Source organism: Klebsiella sp. JN_Kp122 (assembly GCF_040062085.1).
In the GTDB taxonomy this organism is placed as follows: domain Bacteria; phylum Pseudomonadota; class Gammaproteobacteria; order Enterobacterales; family Enterobacteriaceae; genus Klebsiella; species Klebsiella aerogenes.
On sequence record NZ_JBEAHW010000015.1, the window covers coordinates 106,430 to 123,933 of the forward strand.

The following is a 17,504-nucleotide window of genomic DNA, read 5'->3' on the forward strand; positions in this document are numbered from 1 at the left end:
TTAGGGAGATTTGATGGCTTACTCAGTACAGAAGTCGCGCCTGGCGAAGGTTGCGGGTGTTTCGCTGGTTTTACTCCTCGCGGCCTGTAGTTCTGACTCGCGCTATAAGCGTCAGGTTAGCGGCGACGAGGCTTATTTAGATGCCACGCCGCTCAGTGAACTTCACGCCCCGGCGGGGATGATCCTGCCGCTGCAGACTGGCGACTACAACATTCCGGTTGCCGCCAGCACCGGTGCGGTAGGCAAGGCGCTGGATATTCGTCCGCCGGCTCAGCCTTTAGCCCTGGTCAGCGGCGCGCGTACCCAGTTTAACGGCGACACCTCCACCCTGATGGTGGAAAACAGCCGCAGCGGTTCTTTATGGGCGCAGGTGGTTAGCATCGTACAGGCGAAAAACTACACCATCACCAAGCGTGACGATGCAGGCCAGACGCTGAATACCGATTGGGTAGAGTGGAACCGCCTTGATGAAGACCAGCAGTACCGTGGCCGTTATCAAATCTCCGTTAAGCCGCAGGGCTATCAGCAGGCGGTGGTGGTGAAGCTGGTGAACCTGGAGCAGGCGGGCAAGCCCGTGTCTGACCCGGCTTCTCTGCAGCGCTACAGCACCTCAATGCTGAACGTTATCTCTTCCGGTCTTGATTCCAACGCCACTAATGCGCAGAACGCGGCGCAGCGAAGCGCTGGCGCGACCTTCGACGTGCAGAGCGCGGCGGATGACACCGGCTTGCCGATGCTGGTGGTACGCGCGCCGTTCAACATGGTGTGGCAGAAACTGCCGGCCGCGCTTGAAAAAGTGGGCATGAAGGTAACCGACAGCACTCGCTCTCAGGGCAGCATGGCGGTAACTTACAAGCCGCTGTCTGACAGTAGCTGGCAGGATCTGGGCGCCAGTGACCCGCAGCTGGCCTCTGGCGACTATAAACTGCAGGTCGGCGATCTCGATAACCGCAGTAGTCTGCAGTTTATCGACCCGAAAGGCCACACCCTGACGCAGTCGCAAAATGACGCCCTGGTAGCCGTATTCCAGGCCGCATTTAACAAGTAATAAAAAGGGCTGGAGCAATCCGGCCCTTTTTAATGTATAGTGACGCAAACGTGTGCGTAGCCGCAAAGTCAGGTAATTTGCCTGATTTTGCCTACGGGCGGAAAGGTAATTTTTTGGCTTAATATCACTGGAGTGGTGAAAGATGAAAAAGCAAGCTGAGTTGTATCGTGGCAAAGCGAAAACGGTATACAGCACCGAAAACCCGGATCTGCTGGTACTTGAATTCCGTAACGATACGTCAGCAGGGGATGGCGCCCGCATCGAACAGTTCGATCGTAAAGGTATGGTGAATAACAAATTCAACCATTTCATTATGAGCAAGCTGGAAGAAGCCGGTATCCCGACCCAAATGGAAGCGCTGCTTTCTGATACTGAATGCCTGGTGAAAAAGCTGGATATGGTGCCGGTTGAATGCGTGATTCGTAACCGCGCGGCAGGTTCACTGGTGAAACGCCTGGGTATTGAAGAAGGTATCGAGCTGACTCCGCCGTTGTTCGACCTGTTCCTGAAAAACGACGCCATGCACGACCCGATGGTCAACGAATCCTACTGTGAGACGTTCGGCTGGGTGAATAAAGAAAACCTGGCGCGCATGAAGGAGCTCAGCTACAAAGCGAATGACGTACTCAGCAAACTGTTTGATGATGCTGGTCTGATTCTGGTCGACTTCAAGCTGGAGTTCGGTCTGTTCAAAGGCGAAGTGGTGCTTGGCGATGAATTCTCTCCGGACGGTAGCCGTCTGTGGGATAAAAACACCCTCGATAAAATGGACAAAGATCGCTTCCGCCAGAGCCTCGGCGGCCTGATCGAAGCTTACGAAGAAGTGGCCCACCGTCTGGGCGTCAAGCTCGACTAATCCCCTCCGCGCCGGAAGAAATCGTCTCTTCCGGCACTCTTATTCGTTGTTTCCTGTGGTAATCCTCCGCTGAACCGCCTACGATCTCTCATATTCGTAACATGATGGAATAGAGGTGCTTATGCGCTGGCAAGGGCGTCGTGAAAGCGACAATGTGGAAGACAGACGTAGTGATTCAGGTTCGCCGCTGGGCGGCGGCGGTGGCGGTTTCCGTATTCCAAGCGGTAAAGGCGGCATCGTCCTGCTCATTATCGTTCTGGTGGCGGGTTACTATGGCGTGGATTTAACCGGCATGCTGACCGGCGAACCGATGCCGCAGCAGCAGACTTCAACCCAGCGTTCGATCAGCCCGAAGGATGATGAAGCGGCGAAGTTCACCTCCGTTATTCTGGCCACTACCGAAGATACCTGGGGGCCTATTTTTGAAAAGATGGGGCGGCAATACGTACAGCCGAAGCTGGTGATGTATCGCGGCGCGACCCGTACCGGCTGCGGCACCGGTCAATCGGTGATGGGGCCGTTCTACTGCCCGGCGGACAGCACGGTCTATATCGACCTGTCATTCTATGACGAGATGAAAAACAAACTCGGCGCTGACGGCGACTTTGCGCAGGGCTACGTGATTGCGCACGAAGTCGGCCACCATGTGCAGAAGCTGCTCGGCATCGAACCTAAGGTCCGTCAGATGCAGCAGCAGGCTTCGCAGACTGAAGTGAACCGCCTGTCGGTGAAAATGGAGCTGCAGGCAGACTGCTTTGCGGGCGTCTGGGGCAATAACATGCAAAAACAGGATGTGATGGAAACCGGCGATCTGCAAGAGGCGCTCAATGCCGCTGAGGCCATCGGCGACGATCGTCTGCAGGAGCAGAGCCAGGGCCGCGTGGTGCCGGACAGCTTCACCCATGGGACCTCCCAGCAGCGCTATACGTGGTTCAAACGCGGTTTCGATAGCGGCGATCCTTCGCAGTGTAATACCTTCGGCAGCGCGCTTCGCTAACGTTTGCCGATGGAAACGCTGCTTGACCTGACCGCGCGGATGGCGCGCGAGGGTATTCGTCGCCTGCTGGTGCTCAGCGGCGACGAACATTGGTGTCTGGCGCAGGCCGTTGAGCTGCGAGAGCGGCTGGGCGGCGATAGTCTGTGGGTCGGCGCGTTGCCGCAGCAGGAACCCTGCGTGGCGCCGGGCGCGCTGAAAACGCTGCTCGGGCGCGAGTTCCTGCATGCCTTCTTCGATGCTCGTCACGGTTTTGACGTGGCGGCTTTTGCTGCCCTCGGCGGTACGCTGCGCGCCGGCAGTTGGTTAGTGCTCCTGGCGCCGGATTTTGCCCGCTGGCCTGAGCAGGCGGATGGGGATTCGCTGCGCTGGAGCGAGACGTCTGAACCGATCGCCATCCCTAACTTTGTCCATCGTTGTCTTCAACTCTTTAGCGCGGATCCTGAGGTCGCGCTGTGGCGACAGGGCGACGGCTTACGGTTGCCGGAGGCCGCGCCGCGCAGGCACTGGCATGCTGCCGATGGCTACCCGCAGGCCGAACAGGCCGCCATTCTTTCGTCACTACTGTCATCGCCCCCGGAAATTGCCGCCGTCACCGCCGGGCGCGGGCGCGGTAAATCCGCGCTGGCGGGAATGTTGATCCATCAGCTCGCCGGCTCCGCCATCGTCACCGCGCCGACGCGCGACGCGACAGCGGTCATCGCCGCTTTTGCGGGACAGAAGATGCGCTTTATGGCGCCTGATGCCCTGCTGGCAAGCGACACGAAAGCCGACTGGCTGGTGGTTGATGAGGCCGCCGCTATCCCCGCGCCGACGCTACGCCAGCTGACGGCGCGTTTTCCCCATACGCTGTTAACGACGACGGTTCAGGGCTATGAGGGAACCGGCCGCGGCTTCTTATTGAAATTTTGCGCCAGTTTCCCAACGCTACGGCGGTATAACCTGTCGTCGCCGATTCGCTGGGCGCCGGGTTGCCCGCTGGAGTCGGTTATCGATCGGCTATTGTTGTTTAACGATGAGGCGTTTCTCCAGGCTCCGCACGGGGAACCGCAGCTGGAGACGTTAAGCCAGCGTGCCTGGCGCGAACAACCCTCGCGCCCATCAGAGGCTTATCAACTGCTTTCCGGCGCGCATTACCGCACGTCGCCGTTGGATTTGCGCAGGATGATGGATGCGCCGGGCCAGCACTTTACCGTGGCTCGCTGCGGGGATGGCGTCGCTGGCGCGGTGTGGCTGGTGGAGGAGGGAGGGCTTGAACCTGAACTTAGCCGTGCCGTCTGGGCCGGATATCGCCGCCCGCGCGGCAATCTTGTGGCCCAGTCATTGGCCGCGCATGGCGGCAGCCCACTGGCGGCGACGCTGACCGGCAGGCGCGTCAGCCGTATTGCCGTACATCCAGCGCGTCAGCGCGAAGGGCTGGGGCAGCGTTTAATCGCCCATGCCGTCAAGCAGACGCACGGCTGTGACTATCTCTCCGTCAGCTTTGGTTATACCCCTGAACTATGGCGCTTCTGGCAGCGCTGCGGTTTTCTGCTGGTGCGGATGGGGACGCATCGCGAGGCGAGCAGCGGTTGCTATACGGCGATGGCGCTTTATCCGCTCAGTGCAGCGGGGCAGCAGCTGGCCTGGCGCGAACATCAACGGCTGGCGCGGGATGAACGCTGGCTAAGTCAGTGGCGTGACGAACGCGCTCCGGTGACGGCGGATGAAACAGCTATGCTTACTGAGGAGGACTGGCTGGAGATTGCCGGTTTTGCCTTTGCGCATCGTCCACTGCTGACGGCGGTTGGGAGTCTGAACCGGCTTCTGCAGGTGACGCCGCTGCCGTTAGTGGCGCTTCGTGCGCGATTAGCGCAGCACGATGAGGCAGCGCTGTGCGCAAACCTTGGTTTATCCGGGCGCAAGGCGCTGTTGGGGCGACTGCGGGAAGAGGCGGCGGCGGCGCTGTCAGGCCTCGATCCTGCCCGCGCGCAACGGCTGGACGAGTGGGTCAGGAAGCTGCAATTTTTTTAACTAACTCATTCAGTTAAATGGCATGGTCATATTCTCTGCGCGGCGTAAACTGCCTTGCATCAATCAGGAGCCAGATTCCTGCTTATCTGAGACATCAGGAGATAACCATGAAACACGATCACTTTATTGTTCAGAGCCCGGCAACACCTGCGCAACAGTTGCTGCTGCTGTTTCATGGCGTTGGCGATAATCCGGTTTCGATGGGGCAAATTGGTAGCTGGTTTGCGCCGCAATTTCCCAATGCGCTCATTGTCAGTATCGGTGGCGCAGAACCCTGCGGCCCGGCGCCGGCGCGGCAGTGGTTTTCGGTGCAAGGCGTGACGGAAGAAAATCGTCAGCAACGCATCGATGCCATTATGCCGACCTTTATTGAAACGGTGCGCTACTGGCAAAAACAGAGCGGTTTAGGCCCACAGGCGACGGCGCTGATCGGTTTTTCGCAGGGGGCGATTATGTCGCTTGAGAGTATTAAAGCCGAGCCAGGGCTGGCGTCGCGTGTGATTGCCTTTAACGGCCGTTACGCGACGCTGCCGCAAACGGCTACTACGCAAACCACCGTGCATCTGATCCACGGCGGCGAGGATCGGGTGATCGATCTGGCGTGGGCGGTCTCCGCGCAGGAGCGGCTGCAGGAGCTGGGGGGAGATGTCACGCTGGATATCGTTGAAGATCTCGGACATGCCATTGATGACCGGAGCATGCAGTTTGCCCTCGATCGGCTGCGTTATACCGTACCGAAGCACTATTTTGATGAAGCGCTAAGCGGCGGTACGCCGAAAGATGACGATATTATCGAAATGCTGTAATGGCCCCGCGGTACAACGTCGGCTGGTATAGGTAGATACTGTTATCGGTTTACAACTTTTTTAAGGGTTTTCCCGGACGCGGCGCGTTGCGCCTTCTCCGGGCTACCAAATCGCACAGCGCTGTAGCCCCGGTAAGCGGCAGCGCCACCGGGGAATTTTGAGGCCACCAACACCGGCAGTTTCAGTAGCTATGGGAACAGAGGTAAAATTGAGAGCTTCATCTCGCAATGGTACGGGCCGTAGCCCGGGTAAGGCGTCAGCCGCTACCCGGGAATGCATCCAGCCTACGCGATGACGGGGAGCGCAGGTTTACTTCTTCGGCTGGTCTTTGTTCGGCCAGTCGTCGTCGTCATCCCACTTGCTATTGAAGTCGCGATGCGGCGGCAGATCCGGTTTGTTATCGAGATATTTTTTCGGGTCGACGCGATTAAGATCTTTAATCACGTTGATCATCACGCCGACTAAAAATACCAACACCAGAATCCACCAGTGGTTGATAAGCCATTCCATGCTGTGTCCTCTTTTTACCCCGCAGCGGCGCTGCAGGGTAATCGTTATTGTCGTCAGGCGACCAGTTGTTCCATGATGCGTTGATACATCCGCGCCAGCAGCTGCAGGTCGGCGGCATTGACGCATTCATTAATTTTATGAATGGTCGCATTCACCGGACCCAGTTCAACTACCTGCGCGCCCATGCGGGCGATAAAGCGTCCGTCAGAGGTACCGCCGGTGGTTAGCAACTGCGGTTTTACTTCATTATAGTGCTCAATGGCGTTCACTACCGCATCGACAAGATTGCCGCGGCCGGTCAGGAATGGCTGGCCGGAAAGCCACCATTCGACGGTATAGCGCAGCTGATATTTTTCCAGCAGCGCGATGATGCGCGCCTTGATCATCTCGTCGGTCAACTCGGTGCTGAAACGGAAGTTGAACTGAACGAACATATCGCCTGGGATGACGTTGTTACTGCCGGTGCCGGACTGCACGTTGGCGATTTGCATGCTGGTCGGCGGGAAGTATTCGTTGCCTTTATCCCATTCGATAGCCACCAGCTCCGCCAGCATCGGCGCCGCGCGGTGTACCGGGTTATCGGCGAGGTGCGGATAAGCGACGTGGCCCTGGACACCATGAATCGTCAGGTTACAGGTGAGTGAACCGCGGCGGCCGTTTTTCACGACATCGCCGACCACTTCGGTACTTGAAGGTTCGCCGACCAGGCAGTAATCAAGGCGCTCGTTACGCGCCATCAGCGTTTCGACCACTTTTACCGTGCCATGGGTGGCGCTGGCTTCTTCATCAGAGGTGATGAGAAACGCCAGGCGTCCTTTGTGGTTCGGATACTGCGCGACAAAGCGCTCGGCGGCGACAACCATTGCCGCCAGCGATCCTTTCATATCCGCCGCGCCGCGGCCAAACAGCATGCCATCGCGAATAGTTGGTTCAAACGGCGGGTTGATCCAGCGGTCGGCGTCGCCGGCCGGCACCACATCGGTATGGCCGGCAAAGGCCAGCGTTTCACCCTGTCCGCGCCAGGCCCAGAAATTTTGCGTATCGCCGAAGTCCATCGCTTCAACGGTAAAGCCGATCGCCCGCAGGCGTTCAATCATTAACGCCTGGCATCCCGCATCATTGGGGCTAAGGGAAGGGCGGCGAATAAGCTGCTGAGCCAGCTCAATGACCGGGCAAGACATAGACTACACCTCGTTAATAAATTTTTCGTAGTTTGCTTCGCTAAAGCCCAGCAGCATAGGCTGACCGGGCGCGCAGAGCAATGGGCGTTTGATAATTGCCGGCATTTCCAACATCAACGCCGCCGCCGCATCGGCATTATCGATACCGGCGCGGACCGATTCATCGAGTTTGCGCCAGGTGGTACCGCGGGTGTTAAGCAGCGCTTCCCAGCCTAATTCGGCAATAAAGGTATTCAGCAATTCGCGGTCCAGTCCGTCAACACGATAATCATGGAAGCGATAGTCAATCTGATGGGCTTCCAGCCAGCGGTGGGCCTTTTTAATGGTGTCGCAGTTTTTGATGCCGTACATGGTCAACATAATTAAACCTTCACGTTAAAAGAATATGTTTCTCAGTTTTTTCCGAATATATAAGCTTTGTTAAATAATACGTGAATCGGCAGGATAAATATAACTTTTCAGCCTTGTCTGATTAAAATTTGTTCTTTTTCGCGACAGACTAAGATAATGAATTACAGGAATTCTGATATTAACAAAATGTTGCGTAATGTTGCTCTGTGTCACATTAAATTTACATGAACCGGCTTATGGTAGCCGCAAGCCAGAGTATTCAAGGCTTGCGGTGACAAGAAAAGCGATTAGAGCGATAGATCGGATGAACTTCTCCTGAGCGGGGAATTTATCTAAAATCGCCATAATAATAAGAGAGGCTATTATGATTGAACATGAACTGGGGAACTGGAAAGATTTTATTGAAGACATGCTGCGTAAATAAAATCTGGCTTTGTCGGTACTGAAGACAATGTTTGACCCATGAAAAAGGCGACTATGACAGTCGCCTTTTCTGTTATTTGCAGGTTTATTCCGGCCTCTCTTTCAGCGGGAAGCGGCGGCGCACCAACACGAAGAACAGCGGCACAAAGAAGATGGCCAGCACGGTGGCGGAGAGCATCCCGCCCATGACGCCGGTACCGACCGCATGCTGACTGCCGGAACCCGCGCCGGTACTGGTGGCCATTGGCAGCACGCCGAAGATAAACGCCAGCGAGGTCATCAGTATCGGGCGTAGACGCTGGCGGCAGGCCGATAGCGTGGCAATCAGCAGATCTTCGCCTTTCTGGTTCAGTTCGTTGGCGAACTCAACAATCAGGATGGCGTTCTTTGCCGACAAGCCGATGACCGTCAGCAGGCCAACCTGGAAGTAGACATCGTTTTCCAGGCCGCGCATCCAGGTCGCCAGCAGCGCGCCGATAACTCCCAGCGGCACCACCAGCATCACCGAGAACGGTACCGACCAGCTTTCATATAGCGCCGCCAGACACAGGAACACCACCAGCAGCGAAATGGCGTACAGAGCAGGCGCCTGAGCGCCAGACAAACGCTCCTGATAGGACATCGCCGTCCATTCCAGGCCGAAACCGTTCGGTAGCTGTTTGGCTAACTCTTCCATGATGGTCATGGCGGTACCGGTACTGACGCCTGGCGCGGCCTCACCGACGATCTCGACCGCTGAGTAGCCATTGTAACGTTCGAGGCGCGGTGACCCCGTTTCCCAACGCGAGGTGGCGAAGGCGGAGAACGGTACCATGGTGCCGCTACTGTTACGCACATACCACAAATTGATATCGTCAGGCAGCATGCGATATTTCGCCGCTGCCTGGACGTAGACCTTCTTCACGCGTCCGCGATCCATAAAGTCGTTTACGTAGCTCGAACCCCAGGCGGTCTGCAGCGTATCGTTAATATCATCAATAGAGACCCCCAGCGCCTGGGCTTTACGCTGGTCGATATCAACCTGCAGCTGCGGGCTGTCGTCCAGACCGTTGTGGCGAACGCGGGTGAGCTGGTCGTTGTTAGCCGCCAGCTCCAGCAGCTTGTCGCGTGCTGACATCAACGCCTCGTGACCATTACCGGCGTGGTCTTCGAGCTCCATATCGAAGCCCGCGGAGCTGCCAAGACCGCTGATGGCCGGTGGGCTGCTGGCAAAAACGCGCGCTTCTTTAATTTTATTGAAGGCTTTGGTCGCGCGCTCAATGATAGCGAACGAGGAACCGGTTGTCGGGTCTCGCTGGTCCCAGTCTTTCAGGCGGACAAACATACGAGCGACGTTCTGGCCGTTGCCGCCGGGGCCGGAGCCGACGGTAGCAAATACCGACTCGACGTTACTCTTCTCGTTATTGAGGAAATAATCTTCCGCTTTCTGCACCACTTTCAGCGTCTGCTGTTGGGTGGAACCGCTCGGAAGCTGTATCGAGGTGGTGAACATACCGCGGTCTTCCAGCGGCAGGAACGAAGTCGGCAGATGCAGGAACAGCAGCACCATGCCGCCGAGCAGCAGGACGTAAATCAAAATCCAGCGCAGCGAGCGGTGGAGAATTTTGCCTACGAAAGTTTCATAGCGGCTGGCGCTGCGGTTGAAGGCGCGGTTAAACCAGCCAAAGAACCCTTTTTGACCATGTACTTCGCCTTTGTGAATCGGTTTTAACAGCGTGGCGCACAGCGCCGGGGTGAGGATCATCGCTACCAGCACCGACAGCACCATTGCTGAAACGATGGTAATGGAGAACTGGCGGTAAATGGCGCCGGTGGTGCCGCCGAAGAAGGCCATGGGCACGAATACCGCCGATAGCACCATAGCGATACCGACAAGCGCGCCCTGGATCTGCTTCATCGATTTTCGCGTCGCTTCGCGCGGCGAGAGCCCTTCCTCGCTCATAATGCGTTCGACGTTTTCGACCACGACAATGGCGTCATCGACCAGCAGGCCGATAGCCAGCACCGTCGCGAACATCGTCAGGGTGTTAATACTGTAACCGCAGGCGTAGAGCACCGCGAAGGTGCCCATCAATACCACCGGCACGGCGATGGTCGGGATCAGGGTCGCGCGGAAGTTCTGCAAGAACAAATACATGACCAGGAACACCAGCAGAATCGCCTCCAGAAGCGTTTTTACCACATCGGTAATCGAGGCTTTTACAAAAGAGGTGGTCTCGTAGGCGACTTTATACTGCAGCCCGTGCGGAAAATATTGCGACAGTTCATCAAGACGGGCGATAACGCGCTCGGCGGTGGCCATTTCGTTGGCGCCGGAGGCGAGCTTAATTCCCAGTCCCGAAGCGGCCTGACGATTATAGCGGCTCAGATAATCATATTTTTCAGCGCCCATTTCGACGCTGGCGACATCGCCCAGCGTGACTTCCGAACCATCCTGATTCACGCGCAGGGTAATATCGCGGAACTGCTGTGGCGTTTGTAGCAGCGATTGTGAGTTGATGGTGGCGTTCAGCGCCTGTTTATCCACCGACGGGGTACCGCCCAACTGGCCGACGGCAATCTGCGCGTTCTGCGATTCGATGGCGTCAGTCACATCTTTCGCCGTCATCTGATAGCTGTTGAGTTTCGCCGGATCGAGCCAGATGCGCATCGAGTACTGCGAACCGTAGGCGTCGATATCGCCGACGCCGTTGACGCGGCTTAGAGGATCCTGCACGTTACTGGCGACGTAGTCAGCAATATCCTGCTTATCCATGCTGCCGTCGGTAGAGACAAACGCGAGAGTGAGAATGTTGGTGTCGCCGGTTTTGCGCACCGTGACCCCCTGATTTTGTACCGCCTGCGGCAGTTTACGCATCGCCGATTGCAGCTGGTTTTGTACCTGCTGCACGGCCTCATCCGGGTCGGTACCGGCGGTAAAGCTCAGGGTAACCGTTGCCTGACCGGTGGCGCTACTCTGCGATGACATATACATGAGGTTATCGAGGCCGGTCATATTCTGTTCGATAACCTGGGTCACGGTATTCTCCAGCGTCTGCGCGGAGGCGCCGGGATAATTTGCCGTCACCCGGACGTTAGGCGGCGCCAAATCCGGATATTGTTCTACGGGGAGCGACAAAATTGCCAACGTGCCGGTCAGGACCAACAGAATAGCCAAAACCCAGGCAAAGATGGGGCGATCGATAAAGAAATTCGCCATCGGAATCAGGACCTCATTGTATACATTTTTTGTTATTGCGCAGCTTGTGACACTTTATAGTTAACCCCGCAGGCAATCGTGGAGAAATTAAGGAGATAGTGTAATTTATCATGTGTCTTTTATGAGAGCGTAAAGAAACCTCTGCCGCTCCTCTCTGAATTTATATGCGCTTATCACGTCTTTTCTGTCATTCCGTCAAAGCCGCCTATTATTGCTCAGCTAAATGAAACAAAATTTCATTCAGGTCAATATTTTTGATCTAAACCGGATTCTGGCGAGAAAAGCCGATTTCTGGGCAAATGACCATTGTCCCACGGTCATGATGTCAGGTAATAAACAGTCATACTAAATGAGGGGTTATTAGCGATAAGCCGGAAGGATGTATGAACCACTTTATTATGAGCGATAGTCGCAAATGCATCGGATGCAGGGGCTGCGAAGTGGCCTGCGTGATGGCGCATAATGGCGAACAACATGTCTTGACCCCACAGCGCTTTTTGCCGCGTATTACCGTTATTAAAAACCAGAAACAGCGTAACGCGGTAACCTGTCGTCACTGTGAAGGCGCGCCCTGCGTGCGTAGTTGCCCTAATGGCGCCATTAGCCAGCAGGATGACAGCGTATTGGTGCATGGAGAAAAATGTATTGGCTGTAAATCCTGCGTGGTGGCTTGCCCCTTTGGCGTGATGCAAATCGTCGTCACGCCAGACGGCAGGGCAACGGCGCACAAGTGCGACTTATGCTATGAGCGCCAAGCCGGGCCAGCCTGCGTGCAGAATTGTCCGGCGCAGGCATTACAGCTGGCGACCGATTCAACGCTAAGCGAGATGGCGAAAACGCGGCGCCTGCGGGCAGCGCGTGCGGATGCGGCGTCGTGGCAACATCGTACTTTGACCGCTTTAGCGTCAACCTCTGGCGATAAGGCCAGCCAGATGGCGGCCACGCCCGCGCGCGGCGAGGCGGATAAACTGGCGGCTGATGTCCGTAAACAGCACTTTGGCGAAATCTATTTGCCCTTCAGCGCCGAACAGGCGCGGCGGGAAACGCAACGCTGTCTGAAATGTGGCGATCGCAGCATCTGCGAGTGGACCTGTCCGCTGCATAACCATATTCCGCAGTGGATCGAGCGGGTAAAAGCCGGCGACATCGCCAGCGCCGTTGAGCTTTCCCATCAAACCAACTGTCTGCCGGAAATCACAGGCCGCGTCTGCCCGCAGGATCGCCTGTGCGAAGGCGCCTGCACGCTGCGCGACGAGAGCGGCTCGGTGACTATCGGCAACATCGAACGCTATATCTCCGACCAGGCGCTGGCCGACGGCTGGCGCCCGAACCTTTCGGCGGTAAAAGCCAGCGGCAAGAAGGTTGCCATCATCGGCGCCGGGCCTGCGGGCCTGGCCTGCGCCGACCTTCTGGCGCGTAGCGGCGTGGCGCCGGTGGTGTTCGATCGCCACCCGGAAATCGGCGGCTTGCTGACTTTCGGTATTCCGCCTTTCAAGCTGGATAAATCATTGCTGGCCCGTCGGCGCGAGATTTTCAGCCAAATGGGCATCCGCTTTGAACTGAACTGCGAGGTGGGCAAAGACATCGAACTCGCTCAACTGCTTGCAGACTATGACGCGGTTTTCGTCGGCGCCGGTACCTATCGCTCGATGAAAGCCGGTCTGCCCAATGAGGAGGCGCCGGGCGTGTATGAAGCGCTGCCGTTCCTTATCGCCAACACTAAACAAGTGATGGGGCTGGAAGCGCTGGTCGATGAACCTTATATCGATACCGCCGGGCTGAATGTTGTCGTGCTGGGGGGCGGCGATACGGCGATGGACTGCGTGCGTACCGCGCTGCGCCACGGCGCGCAACGGGTCACCTGCGCCTATCGTCGGGATGAAGCTAACATGCCGGGGTCGAAAAAAGAGGTCAAAAACGCCCGCGAAGAGGGGGCGAACTTTGAATTCAATGTTCAGCCGATCACCCTTGAGCTCGGCGAGGGCGGCCGGGTCAGCGGCGTGCGTTTTCTGCGTACCCAGCTTGGCGAACCGGACGCACAGGGCCGCCGCAGCCCGTCGCCGATCCCCGGCAGCGAATTTGTGATGCCTGCCGATGCGGTCATTATGGCGTTTGGTTTCCACCCGCATTCGATGCCGTGGCTGGAAGCCGCAGGGGTACAGCTGGACAGTCGCGGGCGGATCAAGGCGAACGTGGAGAGCCGCTATCGTTACCAGACCAGTAATCAGAAGATCTTTGCCGGCGGCGACGCGGTACGCGGCGCGGATTTGGTGGTGACGGCGATGGCGGAAGGGCGGCATGCCGCGCAGGGGATCATGGACTATCTTGGGGTCGCTTCCGCACTGCCGCACTAACGACAAAGCAGGCTCCACGGCGTAGTATGACTGGGTTATTTCACGCTGCGGAGTTTGCATGTCACTTAATATTCACGTCATTAAAGATAAAATCCTCTCCGAAAACTACTTTCTGCTGCGCAACATGACCTATGAGTTGACGCGCCGCGACGGCAGCGTCGTGCGTCACAAACGCGAAGTGTACGATCGCGGCAACGGCGCCACGGTTCTGCTTTACAACCCCAACAAGCAGAGCGTGGTACTGGTGTGTCAGTTCCGCGTCGCCACCTGGGTTAACGGCAACCCGGATGGCATGCTGATTGAAACCTGCGCCGGACTGCTGGATAACGACGCGCCAGAGGTATGCATCCGCAAGGAGGCGATTGAGGAGACCGGCTATCAGGTCGGCGAGGCGCGCAAGGTCTTCGAACTCTATATGTCGCCCGGCGGCGTGACCGAACTGATTCACTTTTTTATCGCCGAATACAGCGAAGCGCAGCGTGCTAACCGGGGCGGCGGCGTGGATGATGAAGATATTGAGGTGCTGGAACTGCCGTTCGTCCGGGCGCTGGAGATGATCGCCAGCGGTGAAATTCAGGATGGCAAAGCGGTGATCCTGCTGCAATACCTACAAAATTCCGGCCTGATGTCGCGGGATCTCTGATAAATCTGATTGAGCAAAACCCCGCCAGTGCTGATGATAATGATGAATTAGAAATCACTCTGTCAGTCATACTTCGGGATTGTGCCGCTCATGTTTCATCGGGTTTTAATGCTGCTTTTTTTCGGTTTTCTGCCGACGTCGTTGGCGTGGGCGGCGCCAGCCCAGCAGTTGTTTGGAGACTGGCTTGTCACCTGCAACAATCAAAATTATTGCGTCACGCGTAATGTCGGGCTGCATCATGGATTGGTGATGACGTTAAGCCGCAGCGCGGGGGCAGCCACCGATGCCGCTTTACGCATCGAACTTGGCGGCGTCGGTAATCCGGTTGCCGCGCTGGCGGCCATCGGCCCGCGGCTGCAGCTAGATGGAAAACCGCTGCATTTTGACGGTAAACATTGGCAGATTGCCGATAAGCTGATTAAAACCGGTGATAGCGTCAGTATCGACGCTTTCCTGCAGCAGGCCCAGGAGGGGAAAGAGATTACCCTGCAAAACGGTCTGCAAAGCATTTCATTGAAGGGCCTGAAGGCCGCGCTGCTATTTATTGATAATCGGCAAAAGCGGGTCGGCAGCGAAACCGCGTGGGTCGGCAAAGGTGAAGAACCACCGCTCAGCGTACCGCCAGCGCCGGCGTTGCGCACCGTAGGCAAAGCGGAGGTGGCGCAGTCGCCCCTCAGCCGCGACGAACTAAATGAGCTTATCGATTACGGCAATGAGCGGATGAACGCCAGCCCCTGTTCGCTCGATCCTTTCCGCCGGGAAATCCGCGTCACCGCGCTGACCGATGAGAAAGTTCTGCTGATGACCAGTTGCGAAGCGGGCGCCTACAATACCGTTTGGCTGGCGTGGCTGGTGTCGCGCAAAACGCCGCATCTTGCCCGCCAGGTGCGCCTGGCGCTGCCTTTCCAGCCGCCCGGCAATGCGCCGCGCGATATTGAGTTGATTAACGCCAGCTTTGACGAGCAGCGTCATGAACTGGTGACCTTCGATAAAGGCCGCGCGCCGGGCGATTGCGGGATCCAAACCCGCTGGCGTTATGACGGCCAGCGGTTCAATTTGACCCGCTACGCTCAGCAACCGCAGTGCGATAACTGGCAGGGGCCAGACGCCTGGCCCACACTATGGATCACCCGTTAAGCACCTTACGGCTGACTTCGACAATATGTTCAGCGGTAAAGCCGAAGAACGGGAACAGCTTGTCGGCGGGCGCCGATTCCCCGTAGCGGGTCATACCAACAATTGCGCCTTTCAGGCCGACATATTTATACCAGTAGTCGGCGATACCGGCTTCGATAGCGACGCGGGCGCTAACATCGGAAGGCAGCACCGACTCGCGCCAGGCCTCATCCTGAGCATCGAAAACGTCGGTGGAAGGCAGCGACACCACCCGCACGTTTATGCCGCTGGCCAGCAGCGTCTCCGCCGCCTGAACGGCGATCTCGACTTCCGAACCGGTGGCGATCAGGATGAGATCCGGCTTGCCGCCCGCATCCTTCAGAACGTAACCGCCGCGAGCAATTTCCTGCACCTGTTCCGGCGTACGGGCCATTTGCGCCAGATTCTGTCGCGAAAGGATTAATGCGGTAGGGCCGTCCTTGCGCTCAATGGCCGCCTGCCAGGCGACGGCGGTTTCCACCTGATCGCACGGACGCCAGGTACTAAAATTGGGCGTCAGCCGCAGGCTTGCCAGCTGCTCTACCGCCTGGTGCGTTGGGCCATCTTCGCCAAGGCCGATTGAATCATGGGTATAGACCATAATCTGATGCGCCTTCATCAGCGCCGCCATGCGTGCGGCGTTACGCGCGTATTCGACGAACATCAGGAAAGTCGAGGTATAGGGAATAAAACCGCCGTGCAGGGCGATGCCGTTAGCCACCGCGGTCATACCGAATTCGCGTACGCCGTAGTGGATATAATTACCCGCCTGATCCTCTTTGATCGACTTCGAGCCGGACCAGATCGTCAGGTTACTGGGCGCCAGGTCGGCGGAACCACCGAGCAGCTCAGGCAAATCCGGGCCGTAGGCGTTAAGCGCATTTTGTGAAGCCTTACGGCTGGCGATCTTCGCCGGTTCCGACTGTAGCTTCGCTACATAATCGCGGGCCGTTTTTTGCCAGTTATCCGGGAGCTCGCCTTCCATGCGCCGTTTAAGCTCAGCCGCCAGTTCTGGATACTGCTGCTGATAAGCGGCGAATTTTTCATTCCACGCATGTTCTGCTTTCTCGCCGCGCGGCCGCGCATCCCAGCCCTGATAAATTTCTTTCGGGATTTCAAACGGCGGATATTTCCAGCCCAGCTGTTCGCGGGCCAGCGCGACCTCTTTTTCCCCCAATGCCGCGCCGTGCGACTCTTCGGAACCGGCTTTATTTGGTGAACCAAAGCCGATTATGGTGCGGCAAATAATCAGCGAGGGTTTGTCTGTTACCGCCTGCGCCTCCTGGATTGCCTGCTTCACCGCCTGGGGGTCGTGACCGTCGATATCGCCAATCACGTGCCAGTGGTAGGCGCGAAAGCGCTCGGCGGTATCGTCGGTGAACCAGCCTTCAACGTGGCCGTCAATAGAGATACCGTTGTGATCGTAGAACCCGATCAGCTTGCCTAATCCCAGGGTGCCCGCCAGCGAACTGGCCTCGTGAGAAATCCCCTCCATCAGACAGCCATCGCCCATAAACACCCAGGTGTAGTGATCGACGATGTCGTGGCCGGGACGGTTAAACTGCGCCGCCAGCGTACGTTCGGCGATAGCCATCCCGACGGCGTTAGCCAGCCCCTGGCCGAGCGGCCCGGTGGTGGTTTCCACGCCGGGTGTATAACCATGTTCCGGGTGACCCGGCGTTTTCGAATGCAGCTGGCGGAAGTTTTTCAGCTCATTCATCGGCAGATCGTAGCCGGTCAAATGCAGCAGGCTATACAGCAGCATCGAAGCATGGCCGTTAGACAAAATGAAACGATCGCGATCGTACCAGTGCGGGTTTGTCGGGTTGTGCTTGAGAAAATCGTTCCACAGCACTTCGGCGATATCCGCCATCCCCATCGGAGCGCCGGGGTGGCCGGAATTGGCTTTCTGGACGGCGTCCATGCTCAGGGCGCGAATGGCGTTAGCAAGCTCTCTTCGGGACATAGTCG

Annotated in this window: 13 protein-coding genes and 1 pseudogene; 9 read left to right on the forward strand and 5 right to left on the reverse strand. The window is 57.3% G+C overall.

Annotation, left to right across the window (positions count from 1 at the left end; genetic code table 11):
• The first annotated feature begins 13 nt into the window (after nt 1-13).
• From bamC to ypfH, 5 genes are all read left to right on the forward strand, one after another.
• Entirely contained in the window at nt 14-1,048 is a 1,035-nt protein-coding gene (gene bamC, locus ABLU78_RS04575; RefSeq protein WP_015365465.1) for an outer membrane protein assembly factor BamC, read from the forward strand.
• A gap of 142 nt (nt 1,049-1,190) precedes the next feature.
• Complete coding sequence (purC, locus tag ABLU78_RS04580) at nt 1,191-1,904, forward strand: phosphoribosylaminoimidazolesuccinocarboxamide synthase (protein ID WP_015703148.1); 714 nt, start codon at nt 1,191-1,193, stop codon at nt 1,902-1,904.
• 121 nt (nt 1,905-2,025) lie between these two features.
• The gene (locus ABLU78_RS04585; RefSeq protein WP_015365467.1) at nt 2,026-2,901 is read left to right on the forward strand and encodes a neutral zinc metallopeptidase; all 876 of its coding nucleotides are present in this window, start codon (nt 2,026-2,028) and stop codon (nt 2,899-2,901) included.
• 9 nt (nt 2,902-2,910) lie between these two features.
• Nucleotides 2,911-4,911, forward strand: coding sequence for a GNAT family N-acetyltransferase (locus ABLU78_RS04590; RefSeq protein WP_048229189.1), 2,001 nt, complete (start codon nt 2,911-2,913; stop codon nt 4,909-4,911).
• Nucleotides 4,912-5,018: 107 nt separating this feature from the next.
• On the forward strand, nt 5,019-5,717 hold the full coding sequence (ypfH, locus tag ABLU78_RS04595) for an esterase (protein WP_020078198.1): 699 nt from the start codon (nt 5,019-5,021) through the stop codon (nt 5,715-5,717).
• Between the two features lie 309 nt (nt 5,718-6,026).
• Here ypfH and ABLU78_RS04600 read toward each other — a convergent pair whose 3' ends face one another.
• Genes ABLU78_RS04600 through ABLU78_RS04610 form a run of 3 tightly spaced genes read right to left on the reverse strand, consistent with a single transcriptional unit; the run spans nt 6,027 to nt 7,768 of the window.
• Nucleotides 6,027-6,227, reverse strand: coding sequence for a YpfN family protein (locus ABLU78_RS04600; RefSeq protein ID WP_015365470.1), 201 nt, complete (start codon nt 6,225-6,227; stop codon nt 6,027-6,029).
• A 53-nt stretch (nt 6,228-6,280) separates the two neighbouring features.
• Nucleotides 6,281-7,408: a succinyl-diaminopimelate desuccinylase gene (gene dapE, locus ABLU78_RS04605; RefSeq protein WP_015365471.1), complete on the reverse strand. Its 1,128-nt coding sequence runs from the start codon at nt 7,406-7,408 to the stop codon at nt 6,281-6,283.
• A gap of 3 nt (nt 7,409-7,411) precedes the next feature.
• Nucleotides 7,412-7,768, reverse strand: a complete 357-nt coding sequence (locus tag ABLU78_RS04610) for an ArsC family reductase (RefSeq protein ID WP_048229188.1) — start codon at nt 7,766-7,768, stop codon at nt 7,412-7,414.
• 355 nt (nt 7,769-8,123) lie between these two features.
• Here ABLU78_RS04610 and ypfM point away from each other — a divergent pair, with 355 nt between their 5' ends.
• The gene (ypfM, locus tag ABLU78_RS04615) at nt 8,124-8,183 is read left to right on the forward strand and encodes a protein YpfM (protein WP_087867655.1); all 60 of its coding nucleotides are present in this window, start codon (nt 8,124-8,126) and stop codon (nt 8,181-8,183) included.
• A gap of 84 nt (nt 8,184-8,267) precedes the next feature.
• Here ypfM and acrD read toward each other — a convergent pair whose 3' ends face one another.
• The gene (gene acrD, locus ABLU78_RS04620; protein WP_020078200.1) at nt 8,268-11,381 is read right to left on the reverse strand and encodes a multidrug efflux RND transporter permease AcrD; all 3,114 of its coding nucleotides are present in this window, start codon (nt 11,379-11,381) and stop codon (nt 8,268-8,270) included.
• Nucleotides 11,382-11,764: 383 nt separating this feature from the next.
• Here acrD and aegA point away from each other — a divergent pair, with 383 nt between their 5' ends.
• The 3 genes and pseudogenes from aegA (at nt 11,765) to ABLU78_RS04635 (ending at nt 15,515) form a co-directional block, all read left to right on the forward strand.
• On the forward strand, nt 11,765-13,735 hold the full coding sequence (gene aegA, locus ABLU78_RS04625; protein WP_048229185.1) for a formate-dependent uric acid utilization protein AegA: 1,971 nt from the start codon (nt 11,765-11,767) through the stop codon (nt 13,733-13,735).
• 58 nt (nt 13,736-13,793) lie between these two features.
• A pseudogene (gene nudK / locus ABLU78_RS04630) lies at nt 13,794-14,391 on the forward strand (GDP-mannose pyrophosphatase NudK).
• A gap of 77 nt (nt 14,392-14,468) precedes the next feature.
• Nucleotides 14,469-15,515 carry a DUF1176 domain-containing protein gene (locus ABLU78_RS04635; RefSeq protein WP_015365477.1) on the forward strand — a complete coding sequence of 349 codons (1,047 nt, stop codon included), beginning with the start codon at nt 14,469-14,471 and terminating at the stop codon, nt 15,513-15,515.
• On the opposite strand, the gene tkt is transcribed toward ABLU78_RS04635, so the two are convergent.
• Nucleotides 15,505-17,499 (reverse strand): transketolase, encoded by a 1,995-nt coding sequence (gene tkt, locus ABLU78_RS04640; RefSeq protein WP_015365478.1) that lies wholly within the window; start codon nt 17,497-17,499, stop codon nt 15,505-15,507. The two genes, ABLU78_RS04635 and tkt, sit on opposite strands and share 11 nt — an antisense overlap.
• Nucleotides 17,500-17,504 lie beyond the last annotated feature (5 nt).

Coding starts and splice junctions, on each gene's coding strand:
- ABLU78_RS04590 (WP_048229189.1), top strand. CDS start 2,911: ATGGAAACGCTGCTTGACCTGACCGCGCGGATGGCGCGCGAGGGTATT.
- ABLU78_RS04610 (WP_048229188.1), bottom strand. CDS start 7,768: ATGTTGACCATGTACGGCATCAAAAACTGCGACACCATTAAAAAGGCC.
- ypfH (WP_020078198.1), top strand. CDS start 5,019: ATGAAACACGATCACTTTATTGTTCAGAGCCCGGCAACACCTGCGCAA.
- dapE (WP_015365471.1), bottom strand. CDS start 7,408: ATGTCTTGCCCGGTCATTGAGCTGGCTCAGCAGCTTATTCGCCGCCCT.
- acrD (WP_020078200.1), bottom strand. CDS start 11,381: ATGGCGAATTTCTTTATCGATCGCCCCATCTTTGCCTGGGTTTTGGCT.
- purC (WP_015703148.1), top strand. CDS start 1,191: ATGAAAAAGCAAGCTGAGTTGTATCGTGGCAAAGCGAAAACGGTATAC.
- ABLU78_RS04635 (WP_015365477.1), top strand. CDS start 14,469: ATGTTTCATCGGGTTTTAATGCTGCTTTTTTTCGGTTTTCTGCCGACG.
- bamC (WP_015365465.1), top strand. CDS start 14: ATGGCTTACTCAGTACAGAAGTCGCGCCTGGCGAAGGTTGCGGGTGTT.
- aegA (WP_048229185.1), top strand. CDS start 11,765: ATGAACCACTTTATTATGAGCGATAGTCGCAAATGCATCGGATGCAGG.
- ABLU78_RS04585 (WP_015365467.1), top strand. CDS start 2,026: ATGCGCTGGCAAGGGCGTCGTGAAAGCGACAATGTGGAAGACAGACGT.
- tkt (WP_015365478.1), bottom strand. CDS start 17,499: ATGTCCCGAAGAGAGCTTGCTAACGCCATTCGCGCCCTGAGCATGGAC.
- ABLU78_RS04600 (WP_015365470.1), bottom strand. CDS start 6,227: ATGGAATGGCTTATCAACCACTGGTGGATTCTGGTGTTGGTATTTTTA.